A 23,676-nucleotide genomic window follows, 5' to 3' on the forward strand; every position below is an offset into this window, starting at 1 on the left:
GCTGCCCGGTTGAAAGCCAGGCAGCTTGCAAGCTAGGGTTCAAGGGCAGGACAGCTTTCCGTCAGTCCCAAGCGAGAGCTCCTCCGGTCTGATATTCAATGACTCGAGTTTCGAAGAAATTCTTCTCTTTCTTCAAGTCCATGATTTCACTCATCCATGGGAATGGATTGGTTGTACCTGGATACTCTGCCTTCAGTCCAATCTGGGTCAGCCGCCGATTGGCAATGAACTTGAGGTAGTCCTCCATCATCGCGGCGTTCATGCCCAGCACGCCGCGTGGCATGGTGTCGCGGGCGTATTCGATCTCCAACTGGGTACCCTGCAGGATCATCTGCGAGGCTTCATCCTTCATTGCAGCGTCCCACAGATGTGGGTTCTCAATCTTGATCTGGTTGATCACGTCGATACCGAAGTTCAGGTGCATCGACTCGTCACGCAGGATGTACTGGAACTGCTCGGCTACGCCAGTCATCTTGTTGCGGCGGCCCATCGACAGGATCTGGGTGAAGCCGCAGTAGAAAAAGATGCCTTCCAGCACGCAGTAGTAGGCGATCAGGTTGCGCAGCAGCTCTTTGTCGGTTGCGACAGTACCGGTGTTGAATTCCGGGTCGGAGATGGCGCGGGTGTACTTCAGGCCCCAGGCGGCCTTTTTGGCGACCGACGGGATCTCGTGGTACATGTTGAAGATCTCGCCTTCATCCATGCCCAGCGACTCGATGCAGTACTGGTAGGCGTGGGTGTGAATCGCCTCTTCGAAGGCTTGGCGCAGAATGTACTGACGGCACTCTGGGTTGGTGATCAGGCGGTACACGGCCAGTGCCAAGTTATTGGCCACCAGCGAGTCGGCGGTGGCGAAGAATCCGAGGTTTCGCAGCACTATTCGTCGTTCATCATCAGTCAGGCCATTACTGCTTTTCCAAAGGATGATATCCGCTGTCATATTGATTTCCTGCGGCATCCAATGGTTAGCGCAGCCGTCCTGGTATTTCTGCCAAGCCCAGTCATACCTCAATGGCACTAGCTGGTTCAGATCAGCACGGCAGTTGATCATACGCTTTTCATCAACGGCTACTCGGCCTGCTGATTTACTCGTAAGAGCAAGATCATATGCGGTATCTAATGCACTCAGATCACGCTTGGCTTGCAAAACAGCCGACGAATCGGAGGCAGTTGCCGATCTTGCCAACTCTGCTGCAGCGGCGCCATCAAGATCGAGCTGTTTAGATGTCTCGAGACTACTTGCTTCCAGATGATTGGTCTGTGTTGTGTCGTTCTTGTCGCTGGATTCCCTGTCATTCCAAATAACCATAATAACTCCGTTCAAATCAATGGAGAAAAACTGGTTCGCACTGATGTGGAACATATAGAAAAAGGGAGGATAATCGACATTTATCCCAGCCCCTGAAAGTTGTTGGATCTGTCCTGCGCCACATAACGAAAGCACACCCTATGGGGGTTCTTTCTCGATTTCAATACCATATGTTGTGCTCGTAACATTTTTGGGCGAAATGTAACTGGGTGGCAGGCAATCGGATCACTTTGTTGGCCAGAATGCTCGAGGTGCGAGCATTATGCTCGCGCAAATCCTGTATGATGTGTCTAGGAGTTCCAGAAGGCACAATATCTAGTGTTTTTGAATGTCGGGAGGAGTCATGTCACCAAGGATTGTCAAAACCCCCTGCGTAGGCCTTTGTTCAACGGTTTACGGTGATTCTGTTTGTCGAGGCTGTAAGCGGTTTGACTATGAAATCATCGCTTGGAATGGATACAGCACAGATGAGAAATTATTAATACTGCGTCGCCTCGATACTCTACTGTTTGAGGTTATGGAGAGAATGCTGGAAATTTTTGATGTTGAACTTTTGCAAAAACAGCTGGACTTTAGAGGGGTCAGGTACATTTCGGATCAATCGCCATATGCTTGGTGTTATCAATTGCTTCGTCTTGGTGCAAGCGTCATAAAGGATCCATCGCGATACGGGTTTTGTCTTAAACAAGAATATGAATTCTACTCTCTTGTAGAGGTGCGTGATGTGATTGATCGTGAGTTCTTTCTGCTCGCTGAGAAGTGTCGTAAATTAAATGATAACGGACTATTAGTGGTTTTACAGATGTGAAACGAATTTTTGATTTAAGGTCTTGCGGTAGAAAGTCACGAAAGACAATCTTTAGGTGAGGCTAGGGGAAAGCTCGGCCTAACCTGAAATTCAGCTATAACCTGCGCATCATCGCGCCCTGCAGTGCTGATTCCTATCATCGGCTCAGTGATAAGCCAAAAATAGGAAGCACTGCATGAACCAAGACCTACGTAGCAAAGAGTATTTCGACCTGCGGGCCACAGAGGAAATGGGCAGGCATCTCAAGATCAAGGAAATGCCTCTGAAGGAGAAGCTGGCTTATGCCGCTCGTATCCTGGCCATGACTGGGCAGGAGGCTGGTCTTGCGGGTCAGCTATCTGCCCGCTCTGAGAGAGAGGGCACCTACTGGACACTCCGCTTCGGGCTCGGTTTTGAGGAGGCCACTCCCGATGATTTCATCGAAGTTGATCAGGATCTGAATACCGTAACCGGTGAGGGGATGGCAAACCCCGCTACCCGTTTCCATCTTTGGGTCTACCGCAACCGTGCTGACGTCATGTCTATCATTCACACACATTCTCCTTGGGCTTCTGCTTTAGCTGCCGCACGTCAACCGCTGATTATTTCACAGATGGATATGACGCCGTTGTTCAACGACTGTGCTTTCCTGGGGGAGTGGCCAGGCGTTCCTATTGCAGACCATGAAGGGACGTTGATCTCGGAAGCATTGGGTGGGATGAAGTCGATCATCCTGGCGCACCACGGCTACCTCACCGCGGGCGTCTCCGTAGAAGAATCTACCTACCTATCCGTGTACCTGGAGCGTGCTGCCAGGATGCAGATTCGGGCACAAGCATTTGGCGCCTTAACACCGGTCGACCCGGTGCTTGCTCAGGAAGCCCATGACTACCTCCTGAAACCCTCCATTGTTCGTGCAACCTTCGAGTACTGGTGCCGCCAGACCCAACGCACGCCGGGCATGCCGCCACTGAGCTGACCCTTTGCGCTCGCCCACGTCATCCATGTGGGCAGCCGCCCCAGACCCATAAGAGAACCCCAAATCCTTTAAAACTGCCAATAGGACTGAAAAATGTCGAAAACAATGAGAAAGGCAGAGTGTGCAACTAAACCTGTTAAATCACAGGCCGCCTTGGCAGGCATGGCCAGCCTGATGGGTACCACTATCGAGTGGTACGACTATTTCCTATACGGAACTGCTGCAGCACTGATCTTCAACAAGATTTTCAGCCCCGATATCGATCCGGTCACAGGTACGCTTGCGGCATTTGCCACCTATGCGGTGGGTTTCTTTGCTCGGCCATTTGGTGGGATTGTGTTCGGTCACTTTGGTGATCGCCTGGGTCGAAAATCCATGCTGCTCATTACCCTGTTCTTGATGGGCATTCCCACGATCATCATTGGCTTGATCCCCTCCTATGACTCTATTGGCTACTGGGCTGCAGTCTTGTTGGTCGCAATGCGATTGCTGCAGGGGGTAGCTGTTGGAGGGGAGTGGGGCGGTGCAGTGTTGCTTGCGGTTGAGCATGCCCCGGAAGGGAAGAAAGGCTTGTTTGGAAGCCTTCCGCAGACAGGGGTAGCCCCAGGGCTAATCCTTTCATCACTCGCCATGGGGGCTGTGGCCCAACTTCCACAGGAAGACATGCTGACCTGGGGGTGGCGTATCCCGTTTCTAGCCAGCGCGGTGCTGCTCCTTGTGGGCTGGTACATTCGAGAAAAGGTTGCAGAGTCTCCTGATTTTGTTGCAGTCAAACACCAGCCACAGTCTGCACCACCGCTGAAGGCTGTATTCAGAGATCACCCTGTTCAACTGCTTGCTGTTGCTGGTGCACGTCTTGCAGAGGTGACCTGGTTCTATACGATCGCCACGTTCTCACTAGCATACGCGACAAGCACCTTAGATATACCAAAACAGACTGTGCTTGGTGCGGTGGTGTGGGGCGCAGGGGTAGCGATGTTCACAATGCCCATCTGTGGATGGCTCGGAGATAAGATTGGGCAGAGGAGGATGTTTGCCCTTGGGACAATTGGCCTGGTGACCTTTGCGCCTGTGTTTTTCCACCTGCTTCAAACGCGTGACTCAGTCTGGATCACCTTGGCGATGGTGATTTCTATCGGCATCGTTTACTCGATGCTTTATGGGCCAGAGGGAGCCCTGTTTTCTGCTCAATTCAAACCTGAGGTGCGCTACACGGGGATTTCGATTGGTGTGCAGGTATCGGGAGCAATCGGAGGAGGCTTGGCACCCATGATCGCGACATCCCTGCTGGCGGTAGGCGGTGGTGATCCCTTCTACATCAACTGCTATTTGATGATGTTGGGAGGGATTGCTCTCGTTTCCCTGTGGGCCATGCGCAGTGTCTCAGGGAATGAGCCGGAATCTCAGCTAACAACTCCGAAAGAATCCCTCACCGTGAAGTGAGTGTCCCCAGTAATGAGTGGCCCCAGTTTTAGCTTGGGGTCATTCATCAGTTATCCAATTCGTGAGCGTATGGATAGACAGGGCTACACCACAGGGAGATCTGTAGGTTTGTCAAAATAGCCGACTTCCAGATTTGCGATGGTACACCACTTAACGCCCAGCTGAGGTTGATAATATTGCGTCCCCAGTCGAGGCGCACACCGGTATGGTGCCCATCATCTACCGATTCGAGCATATTGCTCGAAAAAGAAAGCATTTTGCTCGCAATAACAAGCCGGTTGACAGGTTCCCAGCTTTGAGTGTTGGCGTAGCATCGTTTGTGAGAATTTGGAATTCTCGATCCAAACGGTGCGCGAGGCAGTTTATCCGCTTCGCCGGGACGGAGCCCAAACGCGCCACTGGCCTGAGCCTCAGGCAAAAAAATCATCAAAAGCCCTGAATAAATTACAAAAGCTAGGGAGCAAACATGATTTCACTTCGTAAGCTGTCAATTCTTGCAATCCTTCCATTATTTACCAGCATGGTCTCAGCTAAAGACTATTCAGAGATTCGCTTCGGTGTGGATGCTAACTACGCTCCTTTCGAATCCAAATCTCCAGACGGCAACCTTGTGGGCTTTGATATCGAATTGGGCAACGCCATCTGTGCTGAGCTCAAAGCTGAATGCAAATGGGTAGAGAGCGATTTTGATGGATTGATTCCAGGACTGCGTGCTAACAAATTTGATGGTGTCCTGTCCTCCATGACAGTCACGCCAGCACGTGAGAAAGCGGTAGATTTTACTAATGAATTGTTCTCCGGCCCAACATCGTACGTTTATAAGAAGGATTCCGGCCTCAGTGCCGATGTGACTGCTCTAAAAGGCAAGCGTGTTGGGTATTTCCAGGGAAGTATTCAGGAAGGTTACGCTAAGGCTGTTCTGAAGAAAGCGGGGGTAAAAGTTCAGTCGTATCAAAATCAGAACCAGGTTTACTATGATCTCGTGTCGGGCCGCCTTGATGCCTCCATTCAAGACACGCTTCAAGCCAAAGCAGGATTCTTGAGTTCTCCTCAAGGCGCAGGTTACGAGATGAGTGAGCAGGTTGAAAGTGAGCTGCTACCATCCAAAACGGCTATTGCTGTTGTCAAAGGTAACAATGACCTGAAAGAGCAGCTGAACAAGGCCATTAAGGCAATCCATGAAAATGGGACTTATGCCAAGCTCCAGTCAAAATATTTTGGTGATTTGAATCTTTACAGCGGTAAATGATTGTATGCGCCTATGTCGCATAGGCGCTTCATTTCACCAAGAGTTTTAGATCATGATTGATAATTTATTAGAAGCTGTAGGCCTGCCAGGGCTTAGCATGCATGGCTTTGGGCCACTGCTACTGGTAGGCACCTGGATGACCGTCAAGCTATCAGTACTGTCCCTTGTGGTGAGCGTCATCTTGGGGCTAATTGGCGCGAGTGCCAAGCTTTCATCTGCATATGTACTCAGGCTGCCGGCGCAGCTGTACACCACTCTAATTCGTGGGGTGCCTGATCTTGTGCTGATGCTGTTGATCTTCTACAGCCTTCAGACCTGGCTAACCGAACTGACACAGTACCTTGGGTGGAGTTATGTTGAGATCGACCCATTTGCAGCGGGCGTAATAACGCTGGGCTTTATTTATGGCGCCTACTTCACTGAAACTTTTCGGGGAGCAATGCTGGCAGTTCCAAAAGGGCAGCGCGAAGCCGCGGTTGCTTATGGGCTGAATCGCTCTCAGCGTTTCTTTTTGATCACCTTTCCCCAAATGATGCGGTTTGCGCTTCCTGGTATCGGCAATAATTGGTTGGTTTTGCTGAAGGCGACTGCTTTGGTTTCCATTATTGGCCTTGCAGATTTGGTAAAAGCAGCCCAGGATGCCGGCAAAAGCACCTTTCAGTTGTTCTATTTCCTTGTGCTTGCGGCTCTTGTCTATCTGCTTATTACAACACTCTCAAACTACATATTGCGGCGACTAGCACGTAAATATTCTGCCGGCTCGCGTGAGGCTTTGCAATGATTGAATTACTGCAGGAATATTGGAAGGCTTTCCTGTACACGGATGGAACAGAAATCACTGGTCTGGCCATGACACTATGGTTGCTGACGGCATCCATTGTCCTCGGCTTTTTAGGGGCCATTCCCCTGGCAATTGCAAGAGTTTCAGAACGAGCCTATATCCGCTGGCCCGTACAGTTCTATACATATTTGTTTAGAGGGACGCCACTTTATATCCAGCTACTGATTTGCTATACCGGCATTTACAGCATTGCTGCAGTCCGATCCCAGCCTATGTTGGATGCGTTTTTTAGAGACGCGATGAACTGCACCATCTTGGCCTTTGCACTCAATACGTGTGCCTACACGACTGAAATTTTTGCAGGTGCAATCAGAAATATTCCCTACGGTGAGCTCGAAGCGGCTAAAGCTTATGGGCTGAATGGTTGGAGGCTGAATGCGTTCGTGGTAGTGCCGTCTGCATTGAGGCGAGCGCTTCCGTACTACAGCAATGAAGTGATACTGATGCTGCACTCTACTTCTGTAGCCTTCACCGCCACGATTCCTGATATTTTAAAAATTGCCCGTGATGCCAACTCAGAAACGTTCCTGACATTTCAGTCCTTTGGGATCGGAGCGCTGATTTACTTAGCTCTTTCATTTGCGTTAGTAGGGTTGTTCCGTTTGGCTGAGCGACGCTGGTTGTCGTTTCTAGGCCCTGTACATTGACTTTAGGATTGCCGCCGATGACCAGTTTAATAACACCAAATAGCATTGAGCAGAGCCAGCGTATGCGCAAAAATCTTGAGTCAGGGTACAAGCTGACGGTTGAAAATCTGCACAAGAGCTACGGCGATCATCAGGTTCTCAAGGGCGTTTCGCTGAGGGCCAATAAAGGCGATGTCATTAGCCTCATTGGAGCCAGTGGCTCTGGGAAAAGTACATTTCTGCGCTGTATCAATTTCCTTGAAACTCCTACAGACGGTGCTATGACGCTTGATGGAAGAGAAATTCCGATGGTCAAGGACAAGCATGGACTTCGTGTAGCCCACGCTGCAGACCTCCAACGACTGCGCACACGTTTAGCGATGGTTTTCCAGCATTTCAATTTGTGGAGTCATTTAAGTGTTCTGGACAACATCACCTTGGCTCCCCAGCGAGTTCTCGGTGTAAAGAGGGCGGATGCGGAACAGGCAGCGCGTGAGTACCTGGATAAGGTGGGCCTACCCTCTCGAGTGGCATCGCAGTACCCGGGCTTCTTGTCTGGTGGTCAGCAGCAGCGCGTTGCAATCGCTCGGGCCTTGGCCATGGAGCCTGAGATATTGCTCTTTGATGAACCAACGTCAGCTTTGGATCCAGAGCTGGTGGGGGAGGTGCTGAAGGTTCTCCAGGCGCTGGCAGAGGAAGGTCGAACCATGTTGATGGTGACGCACGAGATGGCTTTTGCTAAGCAAGTATCCAGTCAGATTATCTTTTTGCACCAAGGGCTAGTCGAAGAGCAAGGTGGTGCAGATATCCTGACAAACCCTCGAAGTGAGCGATTGCAGCAGTTCTTATCCAACGGTCTTAAATGAAAGCCAATGCTATACCTACAGGCCAATCGAATTAGATTGGCCTTTGTATTTCGGCGATAAGGTGGTCGTCAATGAAACTCATGTTCTCGCATAAGATTATAATCTCCGCTGCGTTAGTAGTAGCTACTTCTTTTACGATCTTCGCGGTGTATAACGACACGCTTCAACGTGATGCGTTGTACCGGGGGATTGAAGCTAAGCTTTCGGGGCTGAGTCAATCAACTGCCAGTGGCATTTCACAATGGATGTCTGGCAGGTTGCTTTTGCTCGATAGTTTGCAGGAATTATTGGCTTCATCTGAGGGGGCAGGCAAGCAGTTGGCCGTTCTTGATCAGTCGGTCTTGAAATCAGTATTCGCATTTACGTACTTTGGAAAGTCTGATGGTGGCTTTTTGATACGTCCTCAAGATGAGATGCCTGCAGACTATGACCCGCGTACGCGCCCCTGGTACAAGTCAGCAGCAATAGAGAGCAGGACTGTGTTAACCGAGCCTTATCGGGATGATACGAACGGAAAGCTTATGCTTACTGTAGCATCTCCTGTGAACGAAGGAGGCACTCTGCAGGGTGTTGTAGCGGGAGATCTACCACTTGATGCAGTTGAAAGGATCATAAATTCGGTAGAGCTCAAAGGCATGGGGTACGCATTTCTGGTTGATGCCGATGGAAAAATCCTCGTTCACCCTGATCGCGAATTGCTAATGAAGCATTTTACCTCAGCCTATGCAGGGGGAAAGGAAGGATTCAGTAATGAACTCATGGAGGTTGAGCTGGCGGGTAAAAGTGAGTTGGTGATGTTTGCTGCAATTGAGGGGCTTCCTGCAGTGAAATGGTATGTGGGTCTTGCCTTAGATAAAGAAAAAGCTTTTCAGGAGCTATCAGGCTTTAGATTTGCAGCTGCCATAGCCACATCAGTTACCGTGGTCGCAACCATATTGCTGTTAGGATTGATGATTTATTTGCTCATGCATCCTCTGCGACGAATGAGTGATGCAATGAAAGATGTTGCCAAAGGCGAGGGGGACTTAACAAAGCGCCTTGAAGTTAAGACTAGGGACGAGTTTGGCATTCTAGCTCAGGACTTCAACTTTTTTGTAAAGCGAATTCATGACTCAATTCGTGATGTTTCATCAGCAACTGAGTTGGTATTTGCTGAAGTAAAGCAGGTCACCACTTCATCTGCGGGCTCCCTTTCAATGTCAGGTGAGCAAGCGCAGCGGACGGACAGCGTGGCCGCAGCGATTCATGAACTGGGGGCGGCAGCACAAGAAATCGCTCGCAACGCTGGCCATGCCTCGTTGCAAGCAGCAAAAGCACGGGGACAGTCACATGAGGGTCGGCAGGTGGTTGCAGGCACAATCGCCAAAATGAGCGACCTCTCTGACAACCTCCGACAAGCTTCAGGCAGCATCGAATCATTAAGCGATAGAACAGTAAGCATTGGGCGCATCCTGGAAGTGATCAGGGGGATCTCTGAGCAGACAAATCTGCTTGCACTCAATGCGGCTATCGAAGCTGCCAGAGCCGGGGAAGCAGGGCGGGGTTTTGCGGTGGTTGCGGATGAAGTTCGTAGCCTGGCATATCGAACTCAGGCTTCGACCCAGGAGATTCATGGGATGATCGATGAGCTCCAGGCAGGAGCACGCGAGGCGGTGAGTCGGATGGAGGTAAGTGAGCAGCTCAGTGAGCAGGGTATGAGCGTGGCGAATGAAGCGGGTGCATGCCTTCATGTCATCAATGATCATGTTGGTGATATTGATGGTATGAACCAAGCCGTAGCTACTGCTACGGAGGAGCAATCCTGTGTCATCGAGTCCCTCAACGTGGACGTAGCCCAAATCAATAGCCTCAATGCTGAAAGCGTCAAAAATCTTCAGTCAACATTGAGTGCTTGCGAGAATCTGCAGTCCCAGGTCGAGCGTCTTAGGGGATTGGTCGGCTCATTCCGCACGTGAACCAAAGGCATTCGACGTGCTAGATACTGGATCAGAAGCTCAGTCGTCGCAGCTCATCGCTCACGAACGAGATGAATTCGCGGACTCTTGCTGTATGCCGCAAGTCACGGTGCGTGAGAATCCATAGCCCGGTGGTGAACTGATCAAGGGCGTCTGAGCTAAGGCGGGTGAGCCCTGGAGTGTTGTCACCCAGGTAGCGGGGGAGAGGAACGATTCCCATCCCTGCTATCGCGGCTTGGCGCAGTGAGATCAATGAGTTTGCTTTTAAGATGATTGAACTGGCAGGGATCGTTGATTGAATCCATTTCGTGACTGCCATTTGGCTAAAGGTTAGGTCGGGTGAGATCCACTTATTGAAGGTAAGGGGATTGTTTCCATCAATCAGTCGGGAAATTTCGTCACATGCGTACAGGGCAAAACGAACATCCGCCAGGTGCCTACCAATCAGTGACTCCATTGGGTTATCACCCGTCCTGATAGCGACATCAGCTTGTCGTTGAGATAGGTCGGTAACGTAATTTCCGGTTGATAGCTCAACAACAATCTTGGCATGCAAGGTGCTGAATTTTTCGAGAATTTCTGGAAGTATCGAGCCCATGATCGTATCGCATGTGGTGATACGGAGAGTGCCCTCTAACTTAAGATCCCGTCCTTCAAGCCTAAGTGACAGATCACTCACGGCTCCTCTCATTATCTCAGCGGTGCGCAATAATTCTGCCCCTGCATCCGTCAATGTGTAACCCGTTGCGAGTCTGTTGAAAATTCGCAAACCATGAGAATGCTCAAATGTATTCACGCGCCGCAAGACGGTGGTGTGGTTGACATTAAGATGTCTTGCTGCTGCAGCAAACGATTCATGCTCGGCGACGGCAAGAATTAGCCGTAAATCATCCCAGTCCCAGTTGTGCATTCTTGCAGTCCCGTTTAGTGAAAAAGCACATTGTTCCAAGCTTGGTTAGTCATCAAAATTAGAAGCAGGCAGGGCAATCAGCACTGCGTACATAGAGGAAGAATTATGACTGACTTCAGCCCTGCTTATATTGGTGGTGTTTGTCTTCGGCTCACTGCTGGTGTGGCACTGATTACCCATTCGCTTTATCTTAAGGTGTTTGTCTTTACGATGAGCGGAACCGTGACTTTCTTTGAGTCCATCGGGCTCCCAGGGTTTCTGGCTTGGGTAACACTCCTGGTGGAGATCATCACAGGCGTTATGCTTATCTTTAAGATTAAGCCACATATTGCTGCCGTTTCGGCGGTTCCAGTATTGCTTGGTGCAACCTGGGCGCATTCGGGCAATGGCTGGTTGTTTAGTAACACCGGTGGAGGATGGGAATACCCATTGTTCTGGACAATGACGTTGATTTCCATTGCGCTGACTGAGTGGCAGGCCAGTAAGGCACTAGTTACGGGTCAGTCAGAATCTTGTGTGCTGCCAAAAGTTTAAACCGATCTGTTGCCGTAAGTGATAAACTGATCTCGGACAACGTTAGGTGAAAGTTACACGTAAAGTCAATATGCCGACTGTCGTTCAGACAAGTATCAGACGATTGACCATGTTGTATAAGAGCCATTAATCAAAAATCCCCGAGCTGCTGCAAACTGCAGGAGCTCGGGGATCTTGTTTTTGTGTTATGAGTGGTCTTATTTTTCTACCAAGACCTTGGGGTTTGAGTTCCCCCAAACGGTGTACAAATCAGCTAGCAGTGCGCCGTTTATATCTTCCATTTCAATTTGTGTGATTTCTGCCTGACCCTGTTTGCCAAATAGCACTACTTCGTCCCCCTCTTTGATATCAGGGAAATCTGTGACATCTATCATCAGGGTATTCATTGATACCTTGCCGACTACGGGAACGCGATGCCCATCTATAAGCACGAACCCTTTATTGGTAAAGGCTCGGCGATAGCCGTCGGAGTACCCGACTGGCAAGTTGGCCAGCTTCGAGTCGCGCTTTAACGTCAGTGTTCGATCGTAGCCAACCGTGTTTCCTGCAGGGTAAGGGTTAACTGACGCTACACGAGATTTGAATTCCATAACTCGTTTATATTCGGTATGGGACGGGACGGTGTCACCAAAAAGTGCGCCGCCGGGTCTTACCATATCCAGGCGAGCCTCAGGCACTTCAAGGGTGGCAAATGAGTTAGCAGTGTGCAGTGTGATCTTGCTTCTGTTGAGTTGCCCATTTTCAATGAGCCAAGCGGACTGCTGTTTGAAATCCTCTAAGCCCTTCATCACGTCTGCTCGATCCTCGACAGCATAATGAGTCATAATTGCCACAATTTCGAGGTTCTTATCATGTGTAAGGCTCAAAGCATCTTGACGTCCTTGTTCGCTTTTGAGCTCGAACCCATTACGGCTCATTCCGCCTGCGTTAAGTGCGACGTGTATTTTAAGTTTTTTCCCCGTCTGTGCAGCAATGGCCCCAGCCTCTTTTGCTAATTGGGCATTCCCGATGAGCTCTTCAATATCGTACTTCAGTGCATCCTGAATTTCCCCGATTGATGCGGTTCGGACACGCACCAGCTCACCGGTGAACCCACTTTCACGCACCACTCGCGCCTCCTCGTTGCTCGCAACAGCAACGCAGGGTACGTGCATTGCAATAATTGAGGGCATCACCAGTCCGATACCGTGTCCGTAGGCGTCAGCCTTAAGAACCGCGCAAATTCTGGATTTCCCTTCCAAGGTAGACTGTAGGGTTCTTATGTTGTGCTCGAATGCAGATTTGTTAATTTCTACCCAGGCGTTGCTAGCTTGTATGGTTAGGTTGGTGCTGCCATTGTGAAGGCTGAGTGGCGGCGCTGCCCAGACAGGGGCTTGGCAAAAGGCAAAGCCTAAAGAAATAGCGAGAAGTGAACGACGGAATGGCATGTGAAGCTCTCCATGGGCGAACTGCTTGGTCTTTCTTGTTGTTGTGCTGCCAGGTGCTGATCACGTTCAAGTACTACCTCCCTGTGAACCTCCTACTGCAGATTCAGTAGGAAAAATAGAAAGGCAGTTGATGAAGCTGCTCGTGCTTTCCTCGTTTTATCATTAATTAAAGGAGAAAGTGTAAAGGGATAGGTTATATTTTCTAATGAAGCTCTAATTTTACTTACTCGAGTGGCACGGTGTGGGGCGTCCGCAGGCTCATGGTGTGTGGTGATAGCTTTCATTGTTCACGGTGGCTCGTGAGACTGATCGGATAGAAGATGACTATTAATTTTTGAGATTTTTAGCTGATGCCAGCATGGCGACACCGATTTTTTGCTCGCCCAGCGCTATCAATGCAGACCCTGCCCCAATCATGTCACTTGCTCCATCGTCTTGGTTAAGTTTGGATTTACCTACCAAGCTGGTGATTTCTATTTCGATCGAGACGATGTGGGATAACAGCTCACTTATATAGTCTTTCGGTGCATCTGACATCTTCCAGGGTCTATCCATTGACGCTTCATGGCGCTTTGTTAGTCGGGCTACCATTTTTCGCACATGGACTTCATCATCGTGAAATTTTATACGGCCTTTTGCGTGGACAACCAAATAGTTCCATGTCGGCACTTGGCGCTCAGAGTCTTTTTACTCGGTAGCCAAGAGGGAGAGATGTAAGCGTTTCCCGCTTGGAATACAACTAGTATCTGATCCAGAGCGTTTATATCGTTTAGGAGAGGATTGTTCTTCGATATGTGAGCCATCAGCGTTCCCAGGTCACCCATGTTTGGCTCCAGCTCGAATGGTAGATGGTTAGCGTCGAGTCCTGATTGTCCGTTGGAAACTAATGTTCCAAATGGATTTTCAATAATTAGTTTGTGCAGAATTTCCTTTCGACTTTCAATGAAATGACGTGGTAAGTACATGTCTACAATCTCTCATAAGAAATGTGTTGTTGGGGTGATCTGAGTTGGCATGCAGGGTGAGGCTCCGGGGCTCTGTAGACTTTCATGAGCCTGCGAATGATACTCACCAAAAGTCCTAATGCGGAAGCAAGCTTTTCATGGTGTATTTGCGAACGGCTGCAGTCAAGAGCTCCAGGTTCTTTGAGCTACAGCGCCATCGGTGCCAGTAGAGTGGAACATCCAGATAGTGATTTGGAGCAATATTAACTAGCGTTTTACAGTCATTAAGTGTCGTGGCCAAAACCGCTGGTACCATCCCCCAACCTAATCCCCGTTCCAACGCTTCAAAATAACTGTGAAAGGTCGGAAGGTAGTTGACGGGTGGGGCGAGATTTATGTTGAGAATTAATCTTATGAAAGAATGTTGAATTTCGTCTTTGTGGTTGAATGCTAGCATAGGCGCTTTAGAGAAAGTCTCTGTACTCAAGCCGTCAGTGAAATGCTTATTTTGAAAGCATCTTGACGCCAGTGCGATATAGCGCATTGTTCCGAGAGATTCAACCTGACAACCGGGTGCAGCAGTGGGGCTTCCACTCACAGCAGCGACTACATTGCCGTCTCGAAGTAAAGCCTGTGAGTGATCTTGGTCTTCGATGCGGATGTCAAAAGTTAGATTTGACTGATTCTGAACCCATTCCACAACGTCTATGAACCAGGTATCAAGGGAGTCGGCGTTCACCGCGATGGGAATCGTGGTATGGTTCTGATACCCATTATCGAGAACGCCCAGGTCTTGGTTTAATTCCCTTTCAAGAAAATCGATCTGTTCGGTAAACTTCAACAGCCTAATTCCTGCTGGAGTAGCTTTGCAGGGCGAGGCTCGCATGATCAGTACCTGTCCGAGCCTGTCTTCTAACTGCTTGATTCTCTGGCTGATCGCAGAGGGAGTTATGTGCAGTTTTCTAGCCGCGCCCTCAAAGCTGCCCTCCCGAATCACTGATGAAAAAGCGGTAAGCTGCAAATTATCGATCTTCATAATCAGTATTCCGCTTTGCTTGTTGTTAGGGGCCGTACGTAATTTGTCTTTATCTCAGCTTATACGTAGTGGGACATATAGTGGAGGTGCTGCGGTATGGCGCAGCACCGGAGCCTCATTCAGCTCTTCAAGAATGTAGAGAAGTGATCGTGCCAGCCCTCTGCAGCGGCAAAGGGTAGTAGGCCGCTAACCATTCCACGGTGCAATAGGCCGTGGGATAAAACATGGCTCAACATTTCTGATTTGTTCATGTTTCCAGGCTTACCATCTGCAAACACAAAAACTAGCCTTTCTTCCAGCTCGTCTTCAGTGGCCGCTTTGGTGTAGTTGACAAACCAATTGTTTGCTTCTGTGAATTTCACAGATAAGTCAGATAAGTGCTGTGGCTCCTCTGTAGTGGTTGAGTTACACGGCATGGCATTGCCGAGCAACCGCCCAATGAAAAGGTTGTCCACGATGTTGATGTGAGCGAGATGCCAGAGGGCTTCTGACAGGTTGGGTGCAGTGAATGTATTAGGCGACTCTGCCAAAATTTTGAACAACTCGGATTCAGACCAAGCTTTGTATTGGAACAACGAGTGGAAAGCGCCTGCAGCAGTCATTTTTTCTCCTCCGCTCTCACGGGACTGGGGTGCCTTTGCCGTCCTGGCAAAGGCCGAAATGTGAGGCGACGGTCAGTATATTGACTTTTTTGGTCGATGGCACGAAGCTGTACTGGCGCTTGGTGAAAAAACCGCGCTTTGGGTTCCGGCTGCATCCACGCTCACGGGGCAGGCCAGTCCTTAGCTTGTGAGCAAGCTTGCCTCGGTCGGGTCTGACGGTGGGTAGGTGCTAGGCCTTAATAACAATTTACGTGTGTGTGATTGCTTTGCGCGATCCGGAGGTGGCGATGAAACGCACTTTGGACAAAATCGATGAGAGGATCATCGAGGAACTTACTAGGAATTCGCGTTTAGCTCACAATGATATTGCGATGAAAGTTAATCTTTCTAGGAACGCTGTCAGGCTTCGGATCGAACGCTTGGAGCGAGATGGATATATCAAAGGGTATACGATAGTAAAGGGGGCAGCCTCTTCAGAGCACCCACCAATACGGGCGCTGGTTTTTGTTTACAGGCAGGATCGTATGAGAGGGGCGGAGGTGGTGCGCTCTGTGGCAGCTATCCCAGAAGTTGTCGCCTGCAATGTTATGAGTGGTGATCTTGATATTGTTTTGACTGTTGAAGCGTCCTCTCCGGATAGAATAAACAAGGTCTGGACTGATATATCAAGTTTGCCTGGTGTCGTGAATACGGTAACTTCTTTTGTATTGTCACACACGAAATAACTAACAGGCAATTTGGCATGCAAGGCGAGCGTTTTGCTAGCAAAATCAGTCTGTTTGGCATATTCGGTAAAGCAGGGTTGCGGCTTACGATTTCCTCCAGTGATGAACAACAAAATGAGGCCGTTGCTGTGACTGAATATAAAATTGCTTTGCTGGGTTTCGGCGGTGTAAACCGTGCTCTGGCTCAGCTGGTTGCTGAAAAGAATGAGCTGTGGGCTGAAGAGCTCGGCTTCACGTTGAAAATCGTCGGCGTCAGCGACATCTTCTTGGGCTCTGTAATTGGTAAGGACGGCCTGGATCCCAAAAAACTAGTAGCTGTGCCTGCGGCCAAGGGGGCCTTCGCGGCGCTGGTAAATGGCAGCGCAGACCCGGCCAACGAGACGGTCATTCGTTTTTCTGGTGCAGATATTGTCGCTGAGGCCACCTTCACCAATCCGGTTGATGGTGAGCCAGCAACCACCTTCTGTCGCTGGGCTCTGGAAAAGGGCATTAGCGTTGTGACTACAAACAAAGGCCCAGTGGCTCTCCACTCGGCTGCGCTGAAGAAGCTGGCTGCGACGAATGGTGCAGCCTTCGAGTTTGAAGGTGCCGTGATGAGCGGTACTCCAGTGATCCGTCTGGCGCAAGAAACATTGGCTGGTTCGGAAATCACTGGTTTCAAGGGCATTCTGAACGGCACTTCCAATTTCATTCTCAGCAGCATGCAAGCCGGTCTCGACTTTGGTGACGCGTTGTCCGAGGCTCAGGAGCTGGGCTATGCCGAAGCAGATCCAACTGCTGACGTTGAAGGTCATGACGTCCGTCTGAAGGTTGTCATTCTGGCCAATGAGCTGCTGGGCGCGAAGCTGACCCCGGGCGATGTGTGCTGTGAGGGGATCTCGAATATCACTGCTCAAGATATTCAAAACGCTGCCCGCAATGACTCCCGCTGGAAGCTCATCGGCAGTGCCCAGCGCACCTCGGCAGGTACTGTAATTGCTTCGGTCAGCCCGCAACTCCTCCCCAACACTGATGCTTTGGCTGGGGTAAGTGGCGCCACGAATGCTGTCAGCTTCGAAACGAACCTCCTGGGCCCGGTCACTGTTGTTGGTGCTGGTGCTGGCCGTATTGAAACTGCCTATGCACTGCTGTCCGACATCATCAGCATCCACAAGAACAAAACCAAGCAGGCGATCTGAATATGAATAGCTTGAGTCTGGCTCTGTCCACAGATTACGAAGAGATCACAGTATTCAACCCGTTTGATGGTTCTGTGATTGGCGAGGTGGCCAAGGTTCCTGCAACCTCTGCTCACTTGGTGATTGATGCTGCCAAGCACGGTGCTGTGACCGCTCGCAACCTTTCTCGCGCTGAGCGTTCTCGTATTCTGGAGCACGCAGCTGCTCTGGTGGAGAAGGACAAAGATGATTTCGCGAAACTCATTTCAGCGGAATCTGGCAAGACAATTCGCCAAGCGCGCAAAGAAGTCCTTCGCTGTGTAAACACGCTCAAGCTTTCGGCTGAAGAGGCCAAGCGTAACGCAGGAGAGGTGATCCCATTCGACTCCTATGTGGGTTCTGAATCTCGCCAAGGGTGGTTCACTCGCGAGCCTCTGGGCGTGATCTTGGCAATTACCCCTTATAACGACCCGCTAAACCTGGTTGCTCATAAGCTGGGCCCGGCCATCGCCGGCGGCAACTCAGTAGTGCTGAAGCCTTCAGAGCTGGCTCCACTGTCCGCTGTCAAGCTGGTGAGTTACCTGAACAAGGCTGGGTTGCCTACTGAGGTTGTTTCGGTGGCTACCGGTGATGCTGAGCTGGGTAAGGCGCTGGTTGCCCACCGCGCTGTGCGGATGATTTCCTTCACCGGTGGCTTTGCTACCGGCGAGCAGATTACCAAGACTGCCGGCCTTAAGAAGATGGCAATGGATCTTGGCGGTAATGCGCCAGTGATTGTCATGGCCGACTGCGAGCTTGAGTCGACCGTCGAGTCGTGCGTTTCTGGTGCGTACTGGGCGGCAGGGCAGAATTGCATCGGTACTCAACGAATCCTGATCGACAGCAAGATTTATCAGATCTTCAAGGAGAAGTTTGTCGAGCAGTCCCGCGCTTTGGTAGTGGGTAATCAGTCAAACGAGGCGACGGACGTCGGCCCGATGATCTCTGAGGCAGCGGCCAAACGTGCAGAGGACTCTGTACAGGAAGCTGTCAGCAAGGGTGCCAAGGTACTGCTTGGTAACAAGCGGGAGGGCACGCTGTTCTATCCAACCGTCCTGGAAGACGTGAGCTTTGAGTGCAAGGTCTGGCAGGAAGAGGTGTTCAGCCCCATCGTTATCCTGCAGGAGATCAGCACGCTTGAAGATGCTCTGGCGCTCGCCAACGAGCCAGAATACAGCCTGCACGCTGGCATCTTCACCAGCAATCTGAACACCGCTATGAAGGCAGCAAAGCTGCTTGAAGCGGGTGGTGTGATGATCAACGACTCGTCTGACTACCGTTTCGATGCGATGCCGTTCGGTGGCTTCAAGTACGGAAGCATGGGGCGTGAGGGTGTGCGCTTCGCCTACGAAGATATGACCCAGCCTAAGGTCATTTGCCTCAACGGGCCCAGCGAGTAACGTCTGAAGACACTTCGGGGCCAGTTTCGTTAGGTAGTAAAGGAGGGGCATCCGTGCCCCTTTATTAAAGATCAGGGGAGCGATAATGAGCAACCTTATTCAACGATACCCTAGCCAGGCACCACTCCCTCTTTCCAGAGCTGTGAAGGCGGGTGGTTTTCTATTCCTTTCAGGGCAGATCCCCTTGAGCGCATCTGGTGAACTCATCAAGGGTGACATCAAGGCTCAGACCAAAGCAGTCTGCCTGCGTATTGGTGAAACTTTGGCTGCAGCTGGGGGGAGTTTTGATCAGGTCGTCAAGGCAACAGTATGGCTATCAGATTTAAGTCATTTTGATGGTTTGAATGAAGTCTTCAAGGAATTCTTCGGCACAAATCTGCCTGCGCGCTCGACGGTTGTTTCTGAACTGGTGTTGGGTGTGGATGTTGAGATAGAAGTTCAGGCCTTTATCGGCGATTCTTGCTAGCTGTCGTTAGTTATATATTTCTGCTCGCCGCATCCTGGCCTAACTGGCTGGGGGCGGTGTGATATTTTTTGATGTGAATATGCTGCGTATGTAAGGTGCGTATTGTTTGTACCTTGCCGTAATACAATAACAAGGTGTTGGCGTATGAGCTTTAAAGAGAGTGTATCTACTGGCCCAGCTACAGAGCGTGCAAGCAGGGTTAAGTATGTTGGTGCAGAAGACGTCGGTTACAAAAAGACGTTGCGGGCTCGTCAAATACAGATGATTGCCATTGGCGGTGCAGTTGGCAGCGGCTTATTCCTGGGTGCAGGTGCTCGACTTTCTGAAGCTGGCCCTTCGCTTGTTTTTGCATTTGCTGTGTGCGGTGTTTTTGCATGGTTCATCATCCGCGCTCTCGGTGAGTTGGTTCTTCACAGACCGTCCACTGGGTCGTTCGTGTCTTATGCCCGAGAGTTCTATGGTGAAAAACTGGCTTATGCAGCGGGTTGGATGTATTGGACAAACTGGGTAACGGTTGCAATTGCTGAGCTCACTGCGACAGCGCTTTATCTTAATTTCTTCAAAGCGTATGTTCCATTCCTCGGAGACGTCCCGCAATGGGCTTCTGCTCTGGGTGTTCTAGCGATTATTACTGGTATTAACCTGGTATCTGTAAAGATTTTTGGTGAACTGGAATTCTGGTTTGCCTTTTTTAAAGTAGCAGCCCTCGTTACATTCCTCTGCGTGGGTGTGTACATGGTTATTTTCGGTACACCCATCGATGGCCATGTTCCCGGGTTTCAGTTGATTTCAGATCATGGGGGATGGTTCCCTTATGGTGTGATGCCGGCTGTAATTTTGATACAGGGTGTAGTGTTCGCTTACGGTAGTATTGAACTTGTTGGCACAGCAGCAGGGGAGGCCAAAGATGTTGAAAAGGTCATGCCTAAAGCCATTCGCGCAGTTGTCTTCCGTATTGTTGTTTTCTATGTTGGCACTATATTGTTGCTTTCGTTGCTTATGCCGAGCTCCTCTTACGTCCCAGGAGTGAGTCCGCTGGTTACCTTCTTTGGTGCCATTGGAGTGCGCGGTGCTGATGCAATCATGAACATGGTTTTGTTCACTGCTGCCATTTCATCCCTCAATGCTGGGATTTACACCACGGGACGTATTCTTCGCTCGCTTGCTGTAACAGGATCTGCGCCGCCATTCCTTGTGAAAATGAACAGCAATGGGGTTCCATTTGCAGGAATCATGTTCACGACAATTGCCTCCCTGGTTGGCGTTGCAATGAATGCATTTCTACCCGGTCAGGCTTTCGAAATTGCCATGTCATTGACAGCTATTTTGATGCTTGGTGCCTGGGGCGTGATCATTCTCTGCCAGCTCAAGCTCTTCAAGCTTTCTCAGCAAGGCCTTATTGAACGGCCTAAATTCAGGATGATGTTCGCGCCTTATAGCGGGTACGCAACGCTGGCTTTCTTCGTTCTGGTATTTATTCTGATTGCTTGTGACTATCCAGTGGGTACGTATTCCGCAGCATCTATTCCCTTCTACGCTGCGGTTCTTGTGATTGGTTGGTATGTGGTTCGTGGTCGAGTGTACGGAATCGCTAACGGTAAATTGAAGTTTGATGAGAATCAGGAGTTGGTTTCATCTACTGCTGCTGAATCAAATGATGAGTTGGCTATTAAGCCCACATTAAAAGAAGCTCAATAAGCAAGAGGGTATTAAGATGCGTCCTGATAAAGAAAACCTAGCCACGTTGGGCGTTAGCAGCCAGGCAGTTCATGGTGGCAACGTAATGGATGTCACCACCGGCGCTGTGCGCACCCCGCTGGTCATGGCAAACTCTTATCGTCTTCCTGATGATCCGGAAGACATGGACTGGTCGAGCCCTGATGGCTTGGTTTACACCCGTAATGCAGGCCACAATCAGGTGTGCCTGGAGAAGAAGCTCGCAGGTATCGAGGGTGGGGAGGCTGCAGCCGCGTTTGCAACCGGTGTGGCTGCCCTGCACTCGGTGTTCTTCACTTTCCTGAAAAGCGGCGATCACATCGTTGTCGGTGATGTTACCTACGAAGCTGTATGGCGGCTGTTTGCTGAGTTACTGCCTGAGCGCTACGGCATTCAGGCGACCTTCGTGAACATGGGGGACTTGGACGCAGTGCGTAAGGCGATCAAGCCTAACACCAAGCTGATCCACACTGAGTCCATCGGGAACCCGACTACCAAGGTCGCTGATATCGAAGGCTTGGCAGAAATTGCCAAAGCGCACAGTGCTCTGCTTTCGGTTGACGCAACCTTCACGCCGCCGCCGTTCTTCCACGCCTTGAGCAAAGGGGCAGATCTGGTCGTTCACTCCCTGACCAAGTACATCAATGGCCATGGTGACGCCATGGGTGGTGTAGTGATCGGCAGCAATGAACTGATCGGTAAGATCAAGCATGATGCCTTGGTCGATCTGGGGGCTGTAATTTCGCCGTTCAATGCCTGGCTGATTATGCGCGGCTCGGTAACCTTGCCCCTGCGGATCCGCCAGCATCTTGTCACGGCTGAGAAGGTGGCTGCGTTCCTGGATTCCGACGATCGGATTGCGTATGTCTATTACCCAGGCCTGCCGTCTCACCCTCAGCATGAACTGGCCTGTCGTCAGTTTGAAGGCAAAGGGTTCGGCGGTGTGATGGCATTTGCTGTCAAAGGCAGTTCTGACAAGCAGAATCGCTTCGTTGCGAAGCTGAAGGTCATTACCTCAGCCGTTTCCATTGGCCATGACGAATCGCTCATCGTTCATGTGGGCCCTGAAGCCCGTGGTGGCTCCGAGCACTATCCAAAAGAGTTTCTTGAGTATGGCCACCTGCGTCTATCGATTGGCCTCGAAGATGCTGACGACCTGATCAAGGACATTTCGGCGGCACTGGACGAGACCTTCAGTAACTGAAATTCATTCGGGAGACCTCATGCAACCTCCCGAATCACTGATCTTCGTAGGTAACCCTCTTTGCCTCCCTACCCGGGAGGCTTTTTTTCTTAGAAGATTTACTGATGAAGCTCAGCTACGGTCATGGCGAAAATGACGGCCTTTTTTCCATCGTTGATGTACCGATGGGGGACATCCGTTTTCGCAACTGCTGAACACCCCTGCTCAATGATGAGCTTTGTCTCACTGATCTCCAGGGTCAATGTACCTTGTTCAACATGAAACAGCTCGAAGGTGCCCGTGGGATGGCCGCTGGACTCGAAAACTTCGCCAGGTTTGATTTCCCACTTCCACAGCTCAATCATGTTAGGCCCGCTTGTGCCTGCGAGTAAGCGGGCTGTGCCACCTTTAGGCCCATTCCAGAGTGTCGGGATCTCCTGCGCCTCAATTAGGCGGGCCGTGGGGGTACTCGCGACATTCACGACGTCAGCGACGGACAACCCAAGTGCTGCTGAGATCTTGCACAGGATGCCGATGCTTGGGTTCGCTTTGCAGTTTTCAATCTCAACTACCATTCCCTTGCTGACGCCTGAGCGCCGGGCAAGCTCATCAAGAGAGATTTTTTGCTGCTTGCGAACCTCCTTTAGCCGCTTGGCGACTGCCTCGCTCACCTGCTGAACATGGGTATCCGGATCGGTCGATATATTGACTTTTTTGGTCATCGGTCAGTAAAATATTCTAAATTGGTCAGTTTTAGGAGATTCTCTGATGCTTTCTGTACATCCGTCAATTGACCCCAGGGTTGCCGGGCTGGCTCCTGGTTTTCGAGCAGTCAGTGTCGTCGTTGAGGCTGCTCCTATCGTCAATCCTGATGTCGCAGCGCAAGCGATGGAGCGCGCTTACCAAGTGGTTGAAGCCGGCACTTCAGTTTGGGCTGAGGCTCATCTAGCTGCTTGGGGTGATGCTTTCCGGAAATTCGGCGTTAAGCCACAGCGTACGCCATGCTCTGCAGAGGCTCTCCTCAAGCGAGTCAAAAAAGACGGTAAGCTACCAACGATTGACCCTGTTGTAGATCTGTACAACGCAATCAGCATTCAATATGCAATTCCAGTGGGTGGTGAGAATTTTGCTGCTTATGTTGGAATGCCGCGGTTGACCATTGCTGATGGTAGTGAAGAATTTGACACCATGAAAAGCGGGGAGCCAGCGAATGAGCCGCCAGAGGCTGGTGAAGTCATCTGGCGTGATGATCGGGGCGTGACTTGCCGTCGTTGGAACTGGCGCCAAGGTGTTCGAACCAGGCTGGATGCTGAAGCCAAGCAGATGTGGTTCATTCTTGAAAGTCTGCCTGAAATGCCAATTGAAGCACTAAATGCAGCTGCAGATGACCTCGTCACTGGCCTATCGAAAATGATGCCAGGTGCCGTCATTAAAACTGAACTCGTAGAAGCTTGATCCTGGGTCTAGCTTTCTAACGCCCAG

22 protein-coding genes and 1 pseudogene are annotated in these 23,676 nt (G+C 50.5%); 16 read left to right on the forward strand and 7 right to left on the reverse strand.

All coding sequences use genetic code 11. From position 1 onward, the window contains the following. Positions 1-61: 61 nt before the first annotated feature. A complete protein-coding gene (locus tag F3J45_RS21775; RefSeq protein WP_167067706.1) occupies positions 62-1,309 on the reverse strand; it encodes a ribonucleotide-diphosphate reductase subunit beta in 1,248 nt (415 codons plus the stop codon). 343 nt (positions 1,310-1,652) lie between these two features. Here F3J45_RS21775 and F3J45_RS21780 point away from each other — a divergent pair, with 343 nt between their 5' ends. The 8 genes from F3J45_RS21780 to F3J45_RS21815 all read left to right on the forward strand — a co-directional run bounded on the left by F3J45_RS21780 (position 1,653) and on the right by F3J45_RS21815 (position 10,055). After that, positions 1,653-2,117: a DUF1289 domain-containing protein gene (locus F3J45_RS21780; RefSeq protein WP_167067709.1), complete on the forward strand. Its 465-nt coding sequence runs from the start codon at positions 1,653-1,655 to the stop codon at positions 2,115-2,117. A 175-nt stretch (positions 2,118-2,292) separates the two neighbouring features. Beyond that, on the forward strand, positions 2,293-3,075 hold the full coding sequence (locus tag F3J45_RS21785) for an aldolase (protein WP_167067712.1): 783 nt from the start codon (positions 2,293-2,295) through the stop codon (positions 3,073-3,075). Positions 3,076-3,168: 93 nt separating this feature from the next. Continuing rightward, entirely contained in the window at positions 3,169-4,518 is a 1,350-nt protein-coding gene (locus F3J45_RS21790; protein WP_167067715.1) for an MFS transporter, read from the forward strand. Between the two features lie 466 nt (positions 4,519-4,984). Continuing rightward, positions 4,985-5,767 (forward strand): transporter substrate-binding domain-containing protein, encoded by a 783-nt coding sequence (locus tag F3J45_RS21795; RefSeq protein WP_167067718.1) that lies wholly within the window; start codon positions 4,985-4,987, stop codon positions 5,765-5,767. A 97-nt stretch (positions 5,768-5,864) separates the two neighbouring features. Continuing rightward, complete coding sequence (locus F3J45_RS21800) at positions 5,865-6,548, forward strand: ABC transporter permease (RefSeq protein ID WP_205300636.1); 684 nt, start codon at positions 5,865-5,867, stop codon at positions 6,546-6,548. After that, positions 6,545-7,255, forward strand: a complete 711-nt coding sequence (locus F3J45_RS21805; RefSeq protein ID WP_167067724.1) for an ABC transporter permease — start codon at positions 6,545-6,547, stop codon at positions 7,253-7,255. Before F3J45_RS21800 ends, F3J45_RS21805 begins: the two co-directional genes overlap by 4 nt. 62 nt (positions 7,256-7,317) lie before the next feature. Further along, positions 7,318-8,100: an ABC transporter ATP-binding protein gene (locus F3J45_RS21810; protein ID WP_167067859.1), complete on the forward strand. Its 783-nt coding sequence runs from the start codon at positions 7,318-7,320 to the stop codon at positions 8,098-8,100. 71 nt (positions 8,101-8,171) lie between these two features. Then, positions 8,172-10,055 (forward strand): methyl-accepting chemotaxis protein, encoded by a 1,884-nt coding sequence (locus tag F3J45_RS21815; protein WP_167067727.1) that lies wholly within the window; start codon positions 8,172-8,174, stop codon positions 10,053-10,055. Between the two features lie 31 nt (positions 10,056-10,086). Here the strand turns inward: F3J45_RS21815 and F3J45_RS21820 are convergent, their stop codons facing one another. Further along, positions 10,087-10,965 carry a LysR family transcriptional regulator gene (locus F3J45_RS21820; RefSeq protein WP_167067730.1) on the reverse strand — a complete coding sequence of 293 codons (879 nt, stop codon included), beginning with the start codon at positions 10,963-10,965 and terminating at the stop codon, positions 10,087-10,089. Positions 10,966-11,070: 105 nt separating this feature from the next. On the opposite strand from F3J45_RS21820, the gene F3J45_RS21825 reads away from it, so the two are divergent. Then, a complete protein-coding gene (locus F3J45_RS21825) occupies positions 11,071-11,499 on the forward strand; it encodes a DoxX family protein (protein WP_167067733.1) in 429 nt (142 codons plus the stop codon). Positions 11,500-11,696: 197 nt separating this feature from the next. Here F3J45_RS21825 and alr read toward each other — a convergent pair whose 3' ends face one another. The 4 genes and pseudogenes from alr to F3J45_RS21845 form a co-directional block, all read right to left on the reverse strand. Next, positions 11,697-12,926: an alanine racemase gene (alr, locus tag F3J45_RS21830; RefSeq protein WP_167067735.1), complete on the reverse strand. Its 1,230-nt coding sequence runs from the start codon at positions 12,924-12,926 to the stop codon at positions 11,697-11,699. A 327-nt stretch (positions 12,927-13,253) separates the two neighbouring features. Next, a pseudogene (locus F3J45_RS30400) lies at positions 13,254-13,891 on the reverse strand (FMN-binding negative transcriptional regulator). A 115-nt stretch (positions 13,892-14,006) separates the two neighbouring features. Further along, positions 14,007-14,906 carry a LysR family transcriptional regulator ArgP gene (locus F3J45_RS21840; protein ID WP_167067738.1) on the reverse strand — a complete coding sequence of 300 codons (900 nt, stop codon included), beginning with the start codon at positions 14,904-14,906 and terminating at the stop codon, positions 14,007-14,009. 119 nt (positions 14,907-15,025) lie between these two features. Continuing rightward, a complete protein-coding gene (locus tag F3J45_RS21845) occupies positions 15,026-15,508 on the reverse strand; it encodes a DinB family protein (RefSeq protein ID WP_167067741.1) in 483 nt (160 codons plus the stop codon). A gap of 287 nt (positions 15,509-15,795) precedes the next feature. Between F3J45_RS21845 and F3J45_RS21850 the strand changes: the two genes are divergently transcribed. From F3J45_RS21850 to F3J45_RS21875, 6 genes are all read left to right on the forward strand, one after another. Then, positions 15,796-16,233 carry an Lrp/AsnC family transcriptional regulator gene (locus tag F3J45_RS21850; RefSeq protein WP_167067744.1) on the forward strand — a complete coding sequence of 146 codons (438 nt, stop codon included), beginning with the start codon at positions 15,796-15,798 and terminating at the stop codon, positions 16,231-16,233. A gap of 17 nt (positions 16,234-16,250) precedes the next feature. Continuing rightward, entirely contained in the window at positions 16,251-17,411 is a 1,161-nt protein-coding gene (locus tag F3J45_RS21855) for a homoserine dehydrogenase (RefSeq protein WP_205300633.1), read from the forward strand. Between the two features lie 2 nt (positions 17,412-17,413). Then, a complete protein-coding gene (locus F3J45_RS21860; protein WP_047583101.1) occupies positions 17,414-18,829 on the forward strand; it encodes an aldehyde dehydrogenase family protein in 1,416 nt (471 codons plus the stop codon). An 85-nt stretch (positions 18,830-18,914) separates the two neighbouring features. Then, positions 18,915-19,295, forward strand: a complete 381-nt coding sequence (locus F3J45_RS21865; RefSeq protein WP_167067747.1) for a RidA family protein — start codon at positions 18,915-18,917, stop codon at positions 19,293-19,295. A 144-nt stretch (positions 19,296-19,439) separates the two neighbouring features. Then, complete coding sequence (locus F3J45_RS21870) at positions 19,440-20,993, forward strand: amino acid permease (protein WP_167067750.1); 1,554 nt, start codon at positions 19,440-19,442, stop codon at positions 20,991-20,993. 16 nt (positions 20,994-21,009) lie between these two features. Beyond that, positions 21,010-22,215, forward strand: a complete 1,206-nt coding sequence (locus F3J45_RS21875; RefSeq protein ID WP_167067753.1) for a PLP-dependent aspartate aminotransferase family protein — start codon at positions 21,010-21,012, stop codon at positions 22,213-22,215. 98 nt (positions 22,216-22,313) lie between these two features. Here the strand turns inward: F3J45_RS21875 and F3J45_RS21880 are convergent, their stop codons facing one another. Continuing rightward, a complete protein-coding gene (locus F3J45_RS21880) occupies positions 22,314-22,916 on the reverse strand; it encodes a helix-turn-helix domain-containing protein (protein WP_167067756.1) in 603 nt (200 codons plus the stop codon). Positions 22,917-22,962: 46 nt separating this feature from the next. Between F3J45_RS21880 and F3J45_RS21885 the strand changes: the two genes are divergently transcribed. Beyond that, on the forward strand, positions 22,963-23,649 hold the full coding sequence (locus tag F3J45_RS21885) for a B3/4 domain-containing protein (protein WP_167067758.1): 687 nt from the start codon (positions 22,963-22,965) through the stop codon (positions 23,647-23,649). Positions 23,650-23,676 lie beyond the last annotated feature (27 nt).

The sequence above is a fragment of the Pantoea sp. Ap-967 genome (assembly GCF_011752565.1).
GTDB lineage: Bacteria > Pseudomonadota > Gammaproteobacteria > Pseudomonadales > Pseudomonadaceae > Aquipseudomonas.